Consider the following 16,691-nt stretch of genomic DNA (forward strand, 5'->3'; position numbering starts at 1 on the left):
GAGTCCGGCCCCCACAGTGTGGGGGCCGGACTTGTTTGCCGCCCGGTTCCGGCGAGGGGCCACCGAGGGGCCGGCGCCGACGAGGCGCCGACCCCCTGCGGGTCCTAGCGGAACCCGAAGGCCCGGGTGACGGTCTGGGTGACGGCGGCACCGTTGCGCTGCTTGGCGGTGACCCGGATCGACACGAAGTCGGCCCGGTGCGGCGCGTTCAGGGTCGCCTGCCAGGTGCCCTTCTTCTCCTTCAGGTCCTGCCGTTGCCAGGTCGCCCCGTCGTCGTAGGAGACCTCCAGACCGAGCGCGGAGACGGCGTCCCGAGCCGCGGTGCTGCCCACCACCACGGGAGTGATCGAGAAGTCGGTCCGGCGCTTCGCCCGGCCCGCGAGGTCCACGTCCGTTCCGTAGTCCAGCTGGACCAGCGGAACGGCCTGCACCTCCGGGCCGCCGCCGGAGACGAAGCTCCACTCGGTGTGCGTGGCGGTCGAGTACGGGCTGAACTCGGGCTTGCTCCTGGTCTCCACGACCAGCCGGTACGGCAGTTTCTCCGGCGACAGGTCACCCGCGCCGACCTCCGGCCAGCCGTTGAACTGGGTCAGCTGCTTGTCGCCCTGATAGAACGTGACGATCTGGGTCAGGCTGGCCCCGCCGCTGTGTGCGGCACCCGCGTCGCCGAACCCCTGGATGTAGGCGCTCATGGCGGTCTCGCCGCGGAACGGGATCTCGGTGCTGAGCAGGCGTGGCCGGGTGATCGGCCCGAACCAGCGGTCCTTCTGGACGCTGCCCGGCCGGTAGGCGATGGCCTCCGTGTTGGACCGCGCCCAGTCGGCGACGGCGGCGTACTGCATCCACTTGATGCCATTGCCGGCGGAGACCCAGTCGGTCCGCGGCCCTGGTGCGACCGGCTCGAACGGGAACGGGCGTGCCGCCGCGTACTCGTACGGCGGGAAGTCCATCCGCGTCTCGCTGGACTGCTTCCCCGGCGGTGGGGAGAAGGTGAGGTCGATCCGGGCGAGGTTGCGGGGGTCGGTCTTGGCGGACGGGTCGTTGGGCACCCCGCCGCGGTGGTAGTCCACCAGGTCGTACAGGTACTTCGCCCGGGGGTGGGCGACGACGACCAGCCGTACCGCGTTGCGGCCGGCAGCGGTGATCTTCTGGATCAACGCTTCGCCCTCGTCCCTGGTCACCGAGGCGACCGGGATCGGGCCGGTCGTCACGGCGTCGGGGTTGCCGTACCAGTCGCTCTTGCGGCCCGCGCGGTCGTTGACCACGACGAGCAGCGCCGCACCGGCGGTGTGCGCCGCCGCTGCCTGGTCCGTGGGGGTCACCGAATCGTTGGCGCGTACGACCACGGCCTTGCCGCGCGCGGACAGGCCGGTGTAATCGGCCTTCCCGCCCGTGCCGGCGAACACGGCGTCCAGGCGCGAGGTGCCGTCGGGCAGCGGCGGTGAGCCGGGCTGCGTGAGGGGCTCGCTGAGGTGCCGACCGTTGTAGTTGATCGCCAGTGGCGTCTGCTCGGCCCGGATCCGGGTGGTGAAGACGAAGCTGCCCTTCTTCACCTTGTCCTTGGTCGGGAGGGCCCACAGGCTGTCGTAGGCGGCACCGGGCCAGAAGGTCTCGCGCAGAGCGCTCCAGTCGGTGGGTGTCGGCTCGGGTGCGGTGAAGGAGCGGTAGACGTCGATCCTGCTGTTGGTGACGGCGGTCGGTTGGGGCGTCGCCACCTTCACCTGGCGTGCCCGCGCGGCGTCGAGTTCCACGACCCGGTTGGTCGTCAGCTCGACCTCGGGAGCGGTCAGCATCGCGAGCCCGAGGGAGCCGGGCCCGTGCAGGCCCTCCACGTCCGCCGCCGTGACGACCGTGTAGGAGCCGGGGGCCAGGCGGCTGGTGAGCTTTCCGTCCGGGACCCACATGAAGGACGAGCCGGTCTCGGCGCTGACGACCTCGACCTCGCCGCTCATCGGCCGGCCGGCGCGGTCCTTCAGGTGGATGGTGAGGTCGTACTTCTTGGACTCGACGGCGACGCCGACGGCCGTGTGCACCTGGCCGGCCGGGAAGCGGGCCGTGACCTGGGCGGAGTATCGGCCGGCGGGGAGGCCCGCGGGGGCCACCACCACGTCGGCCGTCGCGGTCCCACGAGCGGGCACCGTGACGCGGTCGGTGGCTGCCGTGAACGTCTGTGCGGGGGAGGTGCCGCGGTCGACGGACAACTCCAGGGTGATCGTGCTGGACGTCGTGTTGGTGTAGGTGATGGTCCGCTTGATCGGCTGCGGTGTGCTGCCCGGCGACCACTTGACGAGTCCGGCGTCCACCGACCCGGTGGCGACGACCTGGTCCTGGTGGTACGCGGCGGCGACGTTCAGCCGACCGCTGCCGGCCTGGTAGGCGTTGTAGTCGGGGGTGCGGACGCTGGTGCTCATCAGCGCGTCCTTGATCTGCCGCGCGGTCCAGGTCGGGTGCTTCTGCACCAGCAGGGCGGCGGCCCCGGCGACGTGCGGCGCCGCCATCGAGGTGCCACTGTCGACGTAGTAGTAGCCCTCGCCCCAGCTGATGTGCTGCGAGCGCGCCGCCAGCACGTCGACGCCGGGCGCGGTCATGTCGGGCTTGAGCGCCTCGTCGTTCATCCGGGGGCCGACGCTGGAGAAGCCCGCCAGGTGGTCGGAGGTGTCCACCGCGCCGATGGTCAGTGCGGCGTCCGCGGTGCCCGGCGCACCGAGGGTGTACGGATCGGGTCCGCTGTTGCCGGCGGCGACGACGAAGAGCGCACCCGTCTCGGCGGTCAGCTGGTTGACGGCCTGGCTCAGCGGATCGTCCTGGGTGTGCCAGGCGCTCACACCCAGGCTCATGTTGATCACCTTGGCGTGTTCGGTCCGCGCCGCCCACTCCATGCCCGCGATGATCCCCGAGATCGACCCGCTGCCGAACTCGTCGAGGACTTTGCCGACCACCAGGTCGGCGTCGGGAGCGACGCCCCGTTCCTTACCGCCGGAGGCGGCGCCGGTTCCGGCGACGGTGGAGGCGGTGTGGGTGCCGTGCCCGTTCCGGTCGATCACGTCCTGGCCGGGGATGAAGCTCCGGGACGCCACCACCCGGTCCGCGAGGTCCGGGTGGGTGGTGTCCACGCCGCTGTCCAGGACGGCGACCCGGACACCACTGCCGGTGCCCCCCGCCGCCCAGGCCGCGGGCGCGCCGATCTGGGCGGTGGTGTCGGCGAGCGTGGCCTTCGCCTTGCCGTCGAGCCACACCTTGTCGACGCCGGCCGTGAAGGAGGGCGCCGGCGGGGCCGCACTGCGGGCCGTCGCTGACTGGCCGCCGCCGGTGAGGGCCGACCAGAAGTCGGCGGCCTGCGAACGGCGGGTGCGAATCGCCTCGCCACGGACGGAGGGAAGCTCCAGCGTGGTCTGCGCGCCGGGCAGCGTGGTGCCGGTCCGGAGCTTCGCCGAACCCGTGGTGCGGGTGACGATCAGGGGGAGTTCGCTGGTCTGCGCGTCGCTGTAGCCCTGGGCGATGAGCTGGGTGACGTCGAACAGTTGCTTGTCGAGTCGACCGGTCGCGAGGTAGGGCACCGCCTCGTCGGGGTACACATAGGTGTCCCCGCCCTCGGTGGAGATGCGTACGGTGCCGGTGGCGCCCGGTGCGCGTTTGACGTCCACCGTGGGGGTTGCGCCGTGGGCGCCCGGGGTGACCGTCACCCGGTCGCCGGTGATCAGGGTGACCGTGACGGGTGCGCGGTCCGCGTTGCCGGTCGGGACGGGTGTCGTCGGCGGCGGTGGGGGTGGTGGGGCACCCTGAGCCGCCGTGGGGGTGAGGAGTGCGGCGACGAGGGTGACGCCGACCGCTGCCGCCGCAGATCTTCGGGTGCGAGAGATCCGCGCACTGTCTAAAAAGTTGACCATGCGGCGAATCCGATCACCTCCGGAGATTCATGTAAAGATCATCGTCTTTGCGGGGACGTTGCGAGGACGTTGCGCGGTGGTCGCAGTGCTCCCGGAAGATCTCGGTTCCGTGATTCGGCGTGGACCGACGTGCCGAGGTTGCGCCCTTGGGCGAGGATGGGCGCATGTCTTCATTCGGTAGATGGTGGGGCCGCCTGAGCGCGGTCTTCGGTGCGGTCGTACTGGCGGTCTTCGTGCCCGTCGCGGCCTGGGCGTCCACGGGTACCGGCGAACTCGTGGTGGAGGCCGCCCGGCGGCGTGGCCGGGGTGGCTTCGGCGTCCTTCCGCTGCTCTGCTGCCTGGTAGTGGTCGCGATCGTGGTGTTCCTGGTGCTGCGCCTGATGCGCAACCGTCGGGGTGGTCCGCCGCGCTGACCAGGCCGAGGCAGACCGCGGGTCACCAGCGGCCGGCCCGGGGCCGGCCGCCGGTGCTCACACCGCGAGAGCCGCGATGGCCTGGGACAGGAAGCGCGCGGTGGCCTCCCGGGTGCCGTCCCGCTTGACGCGGATGCGCTCGGCGGCGGTGACCAGCAGGGTGCGCACCTTGGCGTGCCCCTTGGGCGGCGGCGCCGGCGCCGGCCCGAGCAGGTCGGCGATGCTGGCGGCGAACGCGGCGGCACGTTTCTGGGCCGGGTCGGTGATGCTGCCCTCCGCGTAGCGGCGGACCGCGGAGCTGGCGTTCAACCCACGCTCGTGACCCAGGACGGTGCCGGCCTCGCCGTTGGTGGTCAAAAAGTTGATCACGTCGGCGACGGCGTCCGGGTGACGGGTGCCCCGGAACCCCGCCCAGTACATCGACGCCCGCGCCCACTGGGCGCCGGGCGGGCCGGGCAAGCCGACGATGCCCAACTCCGACTCGGTCAGTCGTTGCAACTCCGGTAGTTGGTGTGACCAGGCGAAGGACGCCGCGGTCAGCCCGGTCACCACCAGTTGCCGGGCCGGCTCGCCGCTGTCGGCCTGCTCGACCAGCGCCGCGCCCGGGGTGGCCCGCCCCCGGCGGGCCCGCTGCCACAGCTCGAACCACGCGATCAGTTCGTCCGCGCCGAATCCGAGCTGGTTGCCCCGGTAGAACTCGCCGCCCTGCGACCGCAGCCAGAGCCAGAGCGCCCGGTAGTCGCCGGACCCGTCCATCGTGCCGGCCACCCGGCCGTCGCTGGCCTCAGTGACCTGTTCGGCCCAGGAGAGGTAATCGGCCCAGCTCATCCCGGCGCGCGGCTCGGGCATCTTCAGCTCCCGCAGCAGGTCCCGGTTGAAGACCACGCCGGCGTGGGTCTGCCCGGCGGCCACCGCCATCGTCCGCCCCTCCACCGTGCCGTAGCGGATCAGACCCTCCGACAGGCCCCGCAGATCCAGCCGGTGGTCGGCGACCCGGTCGGTGAGGTCGAGGATGACCTTGCGTTGGGTGTACTCGGTCAGCATGGCGTCGTCGATCTGGATCAGGTCCGGGATGTTTCCGCCAGCCGCCTGGGTGGCCAGCCGGTCGTAATAGCCGTCGGCACCCTGCCAGGTCACCCGGAAGGTGACCCGGGGGTTGCGATCCGAGTAGAGCCGCAACACCTTCTCGGTGAGCTCGGCCCGCTTGGTGCCGCCCCACCAGAAGACCGACAGCTCGACCGGCCCGTCCTCGGGCGAGGTGGCGGCGCCGTCACTGCACCCCGCCAACCCGCCGGACGCGAGCAGAGGCGCGCCGAGCAGCGCGGTGAGCAGTCGGCGCCGGCCCGGGTCGGCGCCGAGGCGGTCGATCGGGGGTCGAACAACGGGCACGGGGGTCTCCTGGACCTGCGGGAGTGGCGGTCGGACCATTCACGCAGGGAGCGCACGAAGGTGTCAACGTCCGTCCGGTCACCCTCGGCGTCGGTGGTCGAATCCGGCCTATCCGATGGGGCGTGGTGTACTAGGGCGCGTGGAACTTCTGCACTCAGGCAAGGTTCGGGACGTCTACGCCGACGGCGACGACCTGATCCTGGTGGCCTCGGACCGCATCTCGATCTACGACGTGGCCCTGCCGACGCCGATTCCGGACAAGGGTCGCCTGCTCACCGCGCTCTCGCTCTGGTGGTTCGAGCAGCTCTCCGACCTGGTGCCGAACCACGTCATCTCGAGCACCGACGTGCCCGCCGAGTTCGCCGGGCGGGCCATCCGCTGCCAGCGGCTGGACATGGTCCCGGTCGAGTGCGTCGCTCGCGGTTACCTGACCGGCGGCGGCCTACGGGAGTACGAGCAGACCGGCGCGGTCTCCGGCGTACCACTGCCGCGAGGGCTCGGCGAGGCGTCGATCCTGCCCGAGCCGATCTTCACGCCGTCGAGCAAGGCGCCGATGGGCGAGCACGACGAGCCCATCACGTACGACGACGTGGTGGACAAGGTCGGCCAGGCCACCGCCGAGCGGCTTCGGCAGATCACCCTCGACGTCTACCGGCGCGGCGCGGAGCTGGCCGCCGACCGGGGCATCCTGATCGCCGACACCAAGATCGAGCTGGGCTGGGCGCCGGACGGCACCCTGGTCCTCGCCGACGAGCTGCTCACCTCCGACTCGTCGCGGTTCTGGCCGGCCGAGTCGTACCAGCCGGGCCGGGTGCAGTTCTCCTACGACAAGCAGTACGTGCGGGACTGGGCCACCGGCGGCGGCTGGAACAAGCAGGCCCCGGCCCCGGACGTGCCCGACGAGGTGGTCGAGGCGACCCGCGCCCGCTACGTCGAGGTGTACGAGAAGCTGACCGGCAACCGCTGGGAGTGACCGGGACACCGCGCTTTCACCGCTCCTGCTGGACCTGACCGTCGTCACCGCCGAGGATGAACCCGTCACCCTTCGTGGAGTCTGGGGCGGTCGGATGAACGGCGACATGTGGATCAGGGCGCTCAAGGCGGCCCGAGCCGGTGCGGGCGTCTCGCAGGAGGCTCTCGCGGAGCTGATCAGGTGGAGTCCGTCCACCATCGCGGCGATCGAGACCGGGCGGCGCCGGCCCACCCCGCAGTTCGCCGAGGCGGCGGACGCGGCGCTGGACACCGGCGGGCTGCTGGCCGAGTTGCTGGCGGTGGCGGCCCGGCAGGAGTCGCCGGCCTGGTTCGCGCCGTGGCGGGCGATCGAGGCCGAGGCGGTCGCCCTTCGCACCGTTCAACCGTCGCTGGTACCGGGTCTGCTCCAGACCGAGGCGTACGCGCACGCGGTGCTCAGCGCCCAGGGCACCCACACCCCGGAGCAGGTCGACCAGCTGGTCGCTGGCCGGCTCGCCCGCCAGGAGCTGCTGGCCGGCCCGGCCCCGAAGCGGTTCACCGCGGTCGTCGACGAGACCGCGCTGCGCCGCGTGGTCGGCGATCGGGACGTCCAGCTCGCCCAGTTGGAACGGCTGGTCGAGCTGGCCACCCTGCCCCACGTCCGGCTCTACGTGATCCCCGCCGGCGCGGGCGCGCACCCCGGGCTCGCCGGCGGCTTCGTGCTGGCCAACCTGCCCGACGGCGACGAGGTGGCCTACATCGACGGGGTCTTCGGCCAGATCGTCGACCGGCCCGACACCGTGGATACCATCAGGACGATGTGGGACACCCTGCTGGGCGAGGCCCTGCCGGCGAGCGTGTCCGTCGAGCTGATCGGAAAGCTGGTGAACGAGCTGTGAACTCCGCCCCCACCCCTCGGTGGCGCGTGTCGACTCGGAGCGGCAACGGCGGCGACACCTGCGTCGAGGTGGCCGACAATCTCCCGGACCAGGTGCTGGTCCGGGACTCCACCGACCGCGCCGGCGCCGTCCTCACCTTCGCGCCGGCGGCCTGGCGCGCGTTCGTGGCGCGGGTCCGCACCGGCCGCTGAGGTCACTCCACCCAGTCGAGGGTGCGCTGCACGGCCTTGCGCCACTGGTGCAGCTCCTGCTCGCGCAGCTTCGGGGCCATGGTCGGCTCCCACTGCGCGTCGGAGCGCCACTGGGCCCGCAGGGTGGCCAGGTCCGGCCAGAACCCGACCGCCAGCCCGGCCGCGTACGCAGCGCCCAGACAGGTGGTCTCGGTGATCCGGGAGCGGACCACCGGCACGTCGAGTACATCGGCGAGGAACTGCATGAGCAGGCCGTTGGCAGTCATCCCGCCGTCGACCCGGAGTCGGCGCAGCGCCACATCGGAGTCGGCGTTCATTGCGTCGACCACCTCGCGGGTCTGCCACGCCGACGCCTCCAGCGCCGCCCGTGCCAGGTGTCCCTTGGTGATGTAGCCGGTCAGGCCGGCGATCACACCGCGGGCGTCGCTGCGCCAGTGCGGGGCGAACAGACCCGAGAACGCCGGCACGACGTAGCAGCCGCCGTTGTCGTCAACGGTGCGGGCCAACTCCTCCACCTCGGCGGCCGTGGAGATCAGCCCGAGGTTGTCCCGCAGCCACTGCACCAGCGAGCCGGTGACCGCGATCGCGCCTTCGAGGGCGTACGCCGGTGGTTGGCCCTCGATCCGGTAGGCGACCGTGGTGAGCAGGCCGTGTGTCGACGGAACCGGGCTGGCGCCGGTGTTGAGCAGCAGGAAGCTACCGGTGCCGTAGGTGCACTTGGCCTCGCCCGGCTGGAAGCAGGTCTGCCCGAACAGGGCCGCCTGCTGGTCGCCGAGCGCACTCGCCACCGGCACCCCGGCGAGCACCCCGGTGGCCGTGCCGTACACCTCGGCGGAGCAGCGGATCTCCGGCAGCATCGCCGCCGGGACCCCCATCGCGTCCAGCAGCTCCGGCGCCCAGTCGAGGGTCGTGAGGTCCATCAGCATGGTCCGGCTGGCGTTGGTCACGTCGGTGACGTGCTCGCCGGTCAGCTTCCAGATCAGCCAGCTGTCCATGGTGCCGAAGAGCACCTCGCCGCGCTCGGCGCGCTCGCGCAGGCCGTCGACCTCGTCGAGCAACCAGCGCAGCTTCGGCCCCGCGAAGTAGGTGGCCAGCGGCAGCCCCGTGCGGACCCGGAACCGCTCCTCGCCGTACGCCGAGGCCAGCTCGCGCAGCAGCGGCCCGGTCCGGGTGTCCTGCCAGACGATGGCGTTGGCGACCGGGCGGCCGCTGACCCGGTCCCACACGACGGTGGTCTCCCGCTGGTTGGTGATGCCGACGGCGGCCAGCCCGGCCGCGTCGATGTTCGCGGCCCCCAGCGCCTCGGCGACCACCTGCTGGACGTTGTCCCAGATCTCCTCGGCGTCGTGCTCCACCCAACCCGGCTGGGGGAAGAGCTGCCGGTGCTCGCGTTGGGCCACGGCGACGATGTCCCCGGCCCGGTCGAAGACGATGCACCGCGAGGAGGTGGTGCCCTGATCGATGGCGGCGACGTACTGGGGGGTCACCGCAGCACCGTACCCGGACCGGCGGCGCGGTGCGACCTGCGTCACGGTGGGTTCCGGCCCGCCGCGGTCCGGGACCATCCGCGTCGCCTACGATGTGCGAACGTGCGCGACATCGCCGTTTTCAGTGGAACCGCCCATCCCGACCTGGCTGCCGAGATCTGCGCCCACCTGGGGGTGCCGCTGCATCCGGTGCGGGTCTCCCGGTTCGCGAACGACTGTCTGGAAGTGCAGTTGCAGGCCAACTGCCGGGAGCGGGACGTCTTCCTGATCCAGCCGCTGGTGCCGCCGGTGCAGGAGAACCTGGTCGAGCTGTTGCTGATGATCGACGCCGCCCGGGGTGCCTCCGCCGGCCGGATCACGGTGGTGCTTCCGCACTACGCGTACGCCCGCTCCGACAAGAAGGACGCGCCGCGGATCTCGATCGGCGCCCGGCTCGTCGCCGATCTGCTCACCTCGGCCGGGGCGGACCGGGTGCTCGCCATGACCCTGCACTCGCCGCAGGTGCACGGCTTCTTCAGCGTCCCGGTGGATCACCTGCACGCGCTGCGCGAGTTGGCCACCCACTTCCGGCGCTACGACCTCAGCAATACCGTGGTGGTCTCACCCGACCTGGGCAACGCCAAGGAGGCCGCGGCCTTCGCCCGGCTGCTCGGCACGCCGGTCGCGGCCGGGGCGAAGCAGCGGTTCAGCGACGACCTCGTCAAGATCAGCGCGGTGATCGGCGACGTGACCGACCGGGACGTCATCGTGCTGGACGACGAGATCGCCAAGGGCAGCACGGTGGTCGAGCTGATGGAGCATCTGCGCGGCCTGAAGGTCCGCTCGATTCGGCTCGCCTGCACACACGGCCTCTTCTCGGGCGACGCGTTGCAGCGGCTCAGCGATCAGGACGGCGTCCTGGAGATCGTCTGCACCAACACGGTGCCCATTCCGGCCGCTAAGCGGGTCCCCAAGTTGCAGGTCCTGTCGGTGGCCCCCGCCCTGGCCGAGGCGACGCGCCGAATCCACAACGGGGAATCCGTCTCCGCGCTCTTCGCCTAACTCACGACCCCGCCCACGCCCCCACGCCCCCACGCCCCCACGCTCCCCGCGATCTTGCGGTTTGTGTTGCCGCAATGGGCGTTTCCGAATGGTTTGCCGGCGCAGAAAGTGCAAGATCGCCGAGCGGGGCGGGGTGGGGCGGGGCGGGGTGGGGTGGGGTGGGGTGGGGGGTTTAGTGGGGGGTGTGGTTGTGGTGGTTGGTCAGGCCGGTGGTGACGCGAACGGTGGTGCCGGCGGTGCCGGTGACGACCTCCATCGCGTCGGTCAGCTCGCGGGCCAGCCAGAGGCCCCAGCCGCCGGCGGTGTCCGGGGCTGGCCGACTGCGGTCGCCCAACCGCTGCGGGCTGATTCCCCGCCCGTGGTCGGCGACCTCGCAGACCAGCAGGCCCGACTCCTGCCAGAGCCGCAGCCAGCCGCGCCCGCCGCCGTGCCGGACCGCGTTGGTGATCAATTCGTTGATCGCGAGCACGAAATCGTCCAACCGCTGGCCGCTGAGGCCGGAGGCATGCGCGCAGGAGGTGACCGAGTGTCGAATCTCGGTCACCTGAGCCTGGTCGAAGGCTTCGGCGATCAGGAGGGCAGGTTCGATGGGCACAACCGTACGCGGTGCGTGCGGATCTGCGTTCGTCATGGGCCCGTCCCGGCGGCGGATCTCGGAGTATTTCGCGGCTTTTCCACCGTACGTCAGGGTTTCCCGAACCGCACTCGCTGCTCGCCGTGCCGCTGGCCCGGTTGTGGCATCCTGACCGCCATGCCGTCGCCGCCAGGTGGATTCGAGGTGCCGCTGTGGCGTGCGCTCACCGTGTTCAGGCTGGCCTCACTGGCGTACGTCTGCGTGCTCGCGGTGCGCGACGCCGACCGGTACGCCCACCCGTACGCCGTCGGCGCCCTGATCCTGGTGATGATGGCGTGGACCGGGGTCACCGCGGTCGGGTACGCCCGACCGGCCTGGCGGCGCTGGCCACTGCTGCTGGCCGACCTCGGGGTGGTGCTGGCCGTCGTCCTGGCCACCCCGTGGGTGGTCGGTCGGGCCGCGCTCAGCCACGGCGTACCCACCATGGGGGTTGCCTGGATGGCCGGCCCGGTGCTGGCCTGGGCCGTCGCTGGCGGGCGTCGACGCGGCACGGTCGCCGCGCTGCTGGTCGCCGGCGCGGACCTGGCCACCCGGGAGCGGATCGGCCAGTCCTCGTTCACCGGCGTGATCCTGATGCTGCTCGCCGGAGTGGTGGTCGGCCACGTCGCCCGGCTCGCGGCGAGCGCCGAGGAGCGGCTGCAACGGGCGGTGGAGTTGGAGGCCGCCACCCGGGAGCGGGAGCGGCTGGCCCGGGGCATCCACGACTCGGTGCTCCAGGTGCTGGCGCTGGTGCAGCGGCGCGGCGCCGACCTGCCCGGCGAGGCCGGCGAGCTGGCCCGACTGGCTGGCGAGCAGGAGGCCGCGCTGCGGGCGCTGATCGCCGGCGCCGGCCCGGCCGCCACCAGCATCCCGGACGCCGCCGAGGCGGTGGACCTGCGAACCCTGCTCGGCCGGTACGCCTCGGCGGCGGTGGCGCTCTCCGCCCCGGCCACCCCGGTGCCGCTGCCCCGGCGGGTGGCCGGCGAGTTGGCCGCCGCGACCGGCGCGGCCCTGGACAACGTGGGGCGGCACGCCGGCGGGCGGGCCTGGGTGCTGATCGAGGACGAGGGGGAGACGGTGACCGTGTCGATCCGCGACGAGGGGCCGGGGATCCCGGACGGCCGGCTGGCCGAGGCGGCGGCCCAGGGTCGGCTGGGTGTGACCCAGTCGATCCGTGGCCGGGTGGCCGACGTGGGCGGGACCGTCCGGATCGTCTCCGCTCCCGACGCGGGCACCGAGATCGAGCTGACTGTGCCGAGGTCGCGGTGAACCCGACGCGCGTGATGGTGGTCGACGACCATCCGATGTGGCGGGAGGGCGTGGCCCGCGACCTGACCGAGGCCGGGTTCCTGGTGGTGGCGACCAGCGGCGAGGGGCGACAGGCCATCCGGGTGGCCGCCGCCGCCCGGCCCGACGTCGTCGTCCTCGACCTGCAACTACCGGACATCTCCGGCGTCGAGGTTATCCTCGGGCTGCGCGCGGCGCTGCCCGACGTGCGGGTGCTGATGCTCAGCGCCAGCGGTGAACAGCAGAGCGTGCTCGACGCGGTCAAGGCCGGAGCGACCGGTTACCTGGTGAAGTCGGCCGCGCCCGCCGAGTTCCTGGAGGCGGTCCACCGCACCGCGGCCGGCGACGCGGTCTTCACCCCCGGCCTGGCCGGGCTCGTTCTCGGCGAGTACCGCCGGCTGGCCGCCGGGCCGGGACGGGCGACCGGCCCGGCCGGCGACGCCGGGTCCGCCGCGCCCCAGCTCACCGAACGGGAGACCGAGGTGCTGCGGCTGGTGGCGAAGGGGATGTCGTACAAGCAGATCGCGCAGCGCTTGGGGCTGTCGCACCGCACGGTGCAGAACCACGTGCAGAACACCCTGGGCAAGCTGCAACTGCACAACCGGGTCGAGCTGACCCGGTACGCCATCGAGCGTGGCCTGGACGACTGAACGGAGTCAGACCGAGCGCGGCGGTTCCGTCTCGTGGATGGCCAACTCCTCGGCGGTCGCCCCGCCCCCGGCCGAGCCCGCGTCGTACGCCACCGAATCGGTCTCCTGGTCGGTGTGCGACCCCTCGTCCGGTTCGACCAGCCGACCCACCGTGGCGTCGGCCACCGTGCCGAGCTGACCGTGGTCGTAGAGGGACACCGGCGAGTTCGGGTCCGAGGTCGGACCCGGATCCATCACGTCGGCGTCCAACTGAGCCTCCGCCGCGGCTTCCAGATTATCCGCCTCGAAGGCGATCTTCGGGTCGATCGTCCCGGCCAGCGGGTCGTCCGCCGGGCGTTCGTAGACCTCACGATCGAGCTTGTAGTCCAACGACTCGCCGTCGAGCTGCTCCTCGGCGGTCGTCCCGAACCGGTCCACCGCCACCGGCGTCCGGTCGCCGGGCAGTTGGGCCGGGTCCGGACCGTCCGCCTCGCGACCGGTGAAAACGTCGTCGTTGGCGGTCGAGTCGTCATCGGCGGTGTCGGGCAGCCCTTGCGCCTCGGTGTCGGACACGGGGGTCGGGTACTCGTTGTCGCGCATGTCTGATCACTACCCGCTGCCCTCCCGCCATAACCGGGCGACCTTCGCTGGTACGGCGCCGAACCAGGCACCGGCGGCGAAAGCCCCGTCAGACGGCCTCGTCCTCCGGATGCAGCACGCACCAGACGACCTTGCCGTCCGGTACGGCGCTGCTGCCCCAGCGGCGGGTCACCGTGTCGATCAGCAGCAGCCCTCGGCCGCCGGCCCGGTTCGGTGGGGATATTCCGGCGAACGTCGGCCGACGCGGGGAGTGGTCCCGCACCGCCAGGTGCAGGGTGTTCCCCTGGGGTGCCAGCCGCACCGTCATCGGGGTCCGGGCGTGCGCCACCACGTTGTTGACCATCTCGGTGACCGCGATGCACGCCGGGTCGGTGAGCACCGCCATGCCCCAGCGCTCGCAACCGGTGCTGACCAGCTCGCGCGCCTGACGGGCGGCTCCCACCGCCGGTTCCAGTTCGGCGGTGAGCACCGCCGCCAGTGACGTCGCCGCGACAGCGGCCAACGCGCCGTCCAGCGTCGGCCAAGCCGGCACGTCCGCGAACGCGGCGTCCGGTTGAGCGGGCCGGTCGACCGTCGGGTCACACAGCAGCAGGTCCGCGGCGGGCCAGTCGGTGACCTCCCGGCGAACCTCGGCGAAGACGCCCCGCCCGGCTGGGTCGGCGACCCGCAGACCGGTCACGTCGGCCACCACCGGACCGGGCCGGTCGGAGAGGCGGGCGAGCAGCGCGCCGCGTACCGCCTCGGCTCCGGCCGCGTCGAGCACACCGGTCAGCCGGACCACCGCCGACGACTCGTCGACTTCCACCAGGCAGCTCGACATGATCGCCCCATTGTGCGCGCCGGTGACGGTCAGCGCATTCGGGCGTTCGACATCGGCCATCAGCGGTCCGACCGGGCGCGGCGGTTGATGGCGGCCATGGTGCCGACGGCGGTGCCGGCGGCGGCGAGACCGAAGGCGGCGGTCATCCGCACCACCTGTCGCCGCCGACCGTGCCAGCCCCCGTCCCGGCGGGCGTGTCCCTCGGCGTGGAACACGTTGCCGCTGCTGTCCACCCGGGCGCCCGGGCCGAACTGGGTGCGATGGACGTACCAGCCGAGGGTGCGTTCCACCAGCGCCGGTGCCAGCCGCCACTGCAGGCCCACCAGTCGGGCCGCGCCACCGGCGTACGCCTCCCGGCGGGGTCGGCGCAGCAGCCGGACGATGGTCTCGGCGACCACCTCGGGTGGGTAGATCGGAGGCGGCGGCACCAGTTCCCGGCCGCTGTGGTTGGCCGCGTGCCGGAAGAACGGGGTGTCGATGGTGGCCGGCAGAACGGTGCAGACGGAGATCTGGCCGCGGCCGGTGACCCGCAGCTCCTGCCGGACCGTGTCGGCCAGGCCCCGGATGCCGTGCTTGGTGGCGTTGTACGCCGACTGGTACGGCATGGCCACTTCGGCCAGCACCGAGGCGTTGTTGATCAGCACGCCGCCGCCGGCCGCGCCCAGGTAGGGCAGGGCCGCCTTGATGCCGTGCACCGCCCCGAGCAGGTTGACCTCCAGCACCCGCCGGAATTCGGCGACCGGGATCTCGTCGAACAGACCCACCGCGCTCACCGCGGCGTTGTTCACCCAGGCGTCGATCCGGCCGAACTCGGCCGCCGCCTGGTCGGCCAGCCGGCGAACCGACTCCAGATCGGTCACATCGGTCGGCACGGCCAGCGCCCGACCGCCCAACTCCCAGCAACGCTGGGCGACCTGTCGCAGGGCCGGCTCACTGCGGGCGGCCAGCACGACGGCGGCACCCCGGCGGGCCAACGCGTACGCGGTCGCCGTGCCGATCCCGCTGGACGCGCCGGTGATCACCACGGTCGAATCGTCGAGGCTGCGGGTCAGCGGCATTCTTCAGCGGTACCCCCACCCGGGCCTGGTCATACCAATGACGGGTTGTCGATCATCGTCGAACCGCGGAGCGCTGTGCCTTCTGTGCTTGCTGTTGCGCAAGTGTCGGTGGCACTCGCGGGGACTCTTCCTGATCTGCCAGGTTTCGGCTCCGGCTCACGGGGTTAATGGGACGCTCTGACCGGGAGGACCACTGCCGAGGAAAGATCGCAGGGAGGTGACCCATGCGCGTCGGCCTCGTCTGCGCGCACGCCAGTTCTTACCGCCATGCCGACGGTCCACCGGTCGGCACCCGACAGCACATCGCGCGGGTCGCCGCCGAGCTGGCCGATCGAGGCCACGACGTCCGGCTCTACGAGCGTCGGGACGACCCAGGGCTGCCGGTGATGACGGAGATCGACGGCTACCAGGTGCATCAGGTGCCCGCAGGTCCGCCCACCCCACTACCCACCGCCGAGCTGATTCCGTACGTGACGGAGGTCGGCCGCTGGTTGGCGGACGAGTGGTCCGGTGCCTGGCGGCCCGAGGTGGTGCACGGGCACTACTGGGTGGGCGGCCTGGCCGCCGCGCACGCGGTTCGGGAAACCGACATCCCGGTGGTGCAGACGTTCCACTCACTCGGGGTCGAGCAGCTGCGTCATCTGGGCGGTCACTACGACGGGCCGGGGGAGCGGATCACGCTGGAGCGTGCGCTGACCCGGGCGGTGGACATCGCCGTGGCCCAGTCGAACGACGAGGTCGACGAGCTGACCCGGATGGGTCTGCAACGCAGCTCGGTCGCGTTGGTGCCGGCCGGGGTCGACATCGAGCAGTTCCATCCCGACGGTGAGGCGGCGCCGCGTGAACAGCGGCCCCGCATCCTCTCGGTGGGCTCGCTCGCCCCGGGGCACGGCCAGGAGGACCTGATCCGGGCCATGCGGCTGGTCGGTGACGCCGAGCTGGTGATCGCCGGTGGGCCGCCGGTCGACCAGTTGGCCAACCACGCCGAGGCGCGACGGCTGCGTGAGCTTGCCGAGCAGATCGGCGTCCTCGACCAGGTGCGGCTCGTCGGGGCGGTGCCGCACGACCAGATGGCCACCTGGTACCGGTCGGCGGACGTGGTCGCCTGCACCCCGCACTACTCCTCGGCCGGGCGGGTCTCACTGGAGGCGATGGCCTGCGGTGTCCCGGTGATCGGCTACGCGATGGGCGGGCTGGCGGACGCCGTCGTCGACGAGGTCACCGGCCGCCTGGTACCCCCCGGCGACGTGCGGGCCCTCGGAGTGTCGCTGCGCCGGCTGCTCGCCGACAACGCCGGCCGGTTCGCGTACGGGCACGCCGCGGTGGACCGGGTGCGCAGCAGCTACACGTGGGAGCGCACCGCCGGTGCGTTGGAGCGCCTCTACGAGCGGGTGGTGAGCCGCCGCAAGCCGGTCGAGGCCTGAGG

General features: G+C 72.2%; 15 protein-coding genes. 8 read left to right on the forward strand and 7 right to left on the reverse strand.

Annotation, left to right across the window (positions count from 1 at the left end):
* Positions 1-104: 104 nt before the first annotated feature.
* Positions 105-3,887, reverse strand: a complete 3,783-nt coding sequence (locus ACIBF8_RS16910) for a S8 family serine peptidase (protein WP_396783921.1) — start codon at positions 3,885-3,887, stop codon at positions 105-107.
* A 164-nt stretch (positions 3,888-4,051) separates the two neighbouring features.
* Here ACIBF8_RS16910 and ACIBF8_RS16915 point away from each other — a divergent pair, with 164 nt between their 5' ends.
* Positions 4,052-4,300: a hypothetical protein gene (locus ACIBF8_RS16915; protein ID WP_396783922.1), complete on the forward strand. Its 249-nt coding sequence runs from the start codon at positions 4,052-4,054 to the stop codon at positions 4,298-4,300.
* Between the two features lie 57 nt (positions 4,301-4,357).
* Here the strand turns inward: ACIBF8_RS16915 and ACIBF8_RS16920 are convergent, their stop codons facing one another.
* Entirely contained in the window at positions 4,358-5,689 is a 1,332-nt protein-coding gene (locus tag ACIBF8_RS16920; RefSeq protein WP_396783923.1) for an ABC transporter substrate-binding protein, read from the reverse strand.
* A gap of 139 nt (positions 5,690-5,828) precedes the next feature.
* On the opposite strand from ACIBF8_RS16920, the gene ACIBF8_RS16925 reads away from it, so the two are divergent.
* The 3 genes from ACIBF8_RS16925 (at position 5,829) to ACIBF8_RS16935 (ending at position 7,730) form a co-directional block, all read left to right on the forward strand.
* The gene (locus ACIBF8_RS16925; RefSeq protein WP_396783925.1) at positions 5,829-6,662 is read left to right on the forward strand and encodes a phosphoribosylaminoimidazolesuccinocarboxamide synthase; all 834 of its coding nucleotides are present in this window, start codon (positions 5,829-5,831) and stop codon (positions 6,660-6,662) included.
* 94 nt (positions 6,663-6,756) lie between these two features.
* Positions 6,757-7,539: a Scr1 family TA system antitoxin-like transcriptional regulator gene (locus tag ACIBF8_RS16930; protein WP_396783927.1), complete on the forward strand. Its 783-nt coding sequence runs from the start codon at positions 6,757-6,759 to the stop codon at positions 7,537-7,539.
* Between the two features lie 26 nt (positions 7,540-7,565).
* Positions 7,566-7,730 carry a DUF397 domain-containing protein gene (locus tag ACIBF8_RS16935; RefSeq protein ID WP_347663237.1) on the forward strand — a complete coding sequence of 55 codons (165 nt, stop codon included), beginning with the start codon at positions 7,566-7,568 and terminating at the stop codon, positions 7,728-7,730.
* Positions 7,731-7,732: 2 nt separating this feature from the next.
* On the opposite strand, the gene glpK is transcribed toward ACIBF8_RS16935, so the two are convergent.
* A complete protein-coding gene (gene glpK, locus ACIBF8_RS16940) occupies positions 7,733-9,217 on the reverse strand; it encodes a glycerol kinase GlpK (protein WP_396783929.1) in 1,485 nt (494 codons plus the stop codon).
* Positions 9,218-9,319: 102 nt separating this feature from the next.
* Between glpK and ACIBF8_RS16945 the strand changes: the two genes are divergently transcribed.
* Positions 9,320-10,258: a ribose-phosphate pyrophosphokinase gene (locus ACIBF8_RS16945; RefSeq protein WP_354969404.1), complete on the forward strand. Its 939-nt coding sequence runs from the start codon at positions 9,320-9,322 to the stop codon at positions 10,256-10,258.
* 172 nt (positions 10,259-10,430) lie between these two features.
* On the opposite strand, the gene ACIBF8_RS16950 is transcribed toward ACIBF8_RS16945, so the two are convergent.
* Positions 10,431-10,889, reverse strand: coding sequence for an ATP-binding protein (locus ACIBF8_RS16950; RefSeq protein WP_396783930.1), 459 nt, complete (start codon positions 10,887-10,889; stop codon positions 10,431-10,433).
* Between the two features lie 120 nt (positions 10,890-11,009).
* Here ACIBF8_RS16950 and macS point away from each other — a divergent pair, with 120 nt between their 5' ends.
* Positions 11,010-12,140: a MacS family sensor histidine kinase gene (gene macS, locus ACIBF8_RS16955; protein WP_396783932.1), complete on the forward strand. Its 1,131-nt coding sequence runs from the start codon at positions 11,010-11,012 to the stop codon at positions 12,138-12,140.
* A gap of 14 nt (positions 12,141-12,154) precedes the next feature.
* Positions 12,155-12,808: a response regulator gene (locus ACIBF8_RS16960; RefSeq protein ID WP_396784303.1), complete on the forward strand. Its 654-nt coding sequence runs from the start codon at positions 12,155-12,157 to the stop codon at positions 12,806-12,808.
* Between the two features lie 6 nt (positions 12,809-12,814).
* Here ACIBF8_RS16960 and ACIBF8_RS16965 read toward each other — a convergent pair whose 3' ends face one another.
* The 3 genes from ACIBF8_RS16965 to ACIBF8_RS16975 form a co-directional block, all read right to left on the reverse strand.
* Positions 12,815-13,387: a DUF5709 domain-containing protein gene (locus ACIBF8_RS16965; RefSeq protein WP_030336635.1), complete on the reverse strand. Its 573-nt coding sequence runs from the start codon at positions 13,385-13,387 to the stop codon at positions 12,815-12,817.
* Positions 13,388-13,475: 88 nt separating this feature from the next.
* Positions 13,476-14,267, reverse strand: a complete 792-nt coding sequence (locus tag ACIBF8_RS16970) for an ATP-binding protein (RefSeq protein WP_396783933.1) — start codon at positions 14,265-14,267, stop codon at positions 13,476-13,478.
* Positions 14,267-15,265, reverse strand: a complete 999-nt coding sequence (locus ACIBF8_RS16975) for an SDR family oxidoreductase (protein WP_396783934.1) — start codon at positions 15,263-15,265, stop codon at positions 14,267-14,269. Before ACIBF8_RS16975 ends, ACIBF8_RS16970 begins: the two co-directional genes overlap by 1 nt.
* Positions 15,266-15,489: 224 nt before the next feature.
* Between ACIBF8_RS16975 and ACIBF8_RS16980 the strand changes: the two genes are divergently transcribed.
* On the forward strand, positions 15,490-16,689 hold the full coding sequence (locus ACIBF8_RS16980; protein WP_396783936.1) for a glycosyltransferase: 1,200 nt from the start codon (positions 15,490-15,492) through the stop codon (positions 16,687-16,689).
* Positions 16,690-16,691 lie beyond the last annotated feature (2 nt).

Origin of the sequence: Micromonospora sp. NPDC050276, assembly GCF_044459545.1 — a bacterium.
Lineage (GTDB): Bacteria > Actinomycetota > Actinomycetes > Mycobacteriales > Micromonosporaceae > Micromonospora.

Bases quoted from the DNA above. Each gene is read 5' to 3' on its own strand.
- ACIBF8_RS16970 (WP_396783933.1), bottom strand. From the start codon at position 14,267: ATGGCCGATGTCGAACGCCCGAATGCGCTGACCGTCACCGGCGCGCAC.
- ACIBF8_RS16950 (WP_396783930.1), bottom strand. From the start codon at position 10,889: ATGACGAACGCAGATCCGCACGCACCGCGTACGGTTGTGCCCATCGAA.
- ACIBF8_RS16915 (WP_396783922.1), top strand. From the start codon at position 4,052: ATGTCTTCATTCGGTAGATGGTGGGGCCGCCTGAGCGCGGTCTTCGGT.
- ACIBF8_RS16960 (WP_396784303.1), top strand. From the start codon at position 12,155: ATGGTGGTCGACGACCATCCGATGTGGCGGGAGGGCGTGGCCCGCGAC.
- macS (WP_396783932.1), top strand. From the start codon at position 11,010: ATGCCGTCGCCGCCAGGTGGATTCGAGGTGCCGCTGTGGCGTGCGCTC.
- ACIBF8_RS16910 (WP_396783921.1), bottom strand. From the start codon at position 3,887: ATGGTCAACTTTTTAGACAGTGCGCGGATCTCTCGCACCCGAAGATCT.
- ACIBF8_RS16975 (WP_396783934.1), bottom strand. From the start codon at position 15,265: ATGCCGCTGACCCGCAGCCTCGACGATTCGACCGTGGTGATCACCGGC.
- ACIBF8_RS16965 (WP_030336635.1), bottom strand. From the start codon at position 13,387: ATGCGCGACAACGAGTACCCGACCCCCGTGTCCGACACCGAGGCGCAA.
- ACIBF8_RS16930 (WP_396783927.1), top strand. From the start codon at position 6,757: ATGAACGGCGACATGTGGATCAGGGCGCTCAAGGCGGCCCGAGCCGGT.
- ACIBF8_RS16980 (WP_396783936.1), top strand. From the start codon at position 15,490: ATGCGCGTCGGCCTCGTCTGCGCGCACGCCAGTTCTTACCGCCATGCC.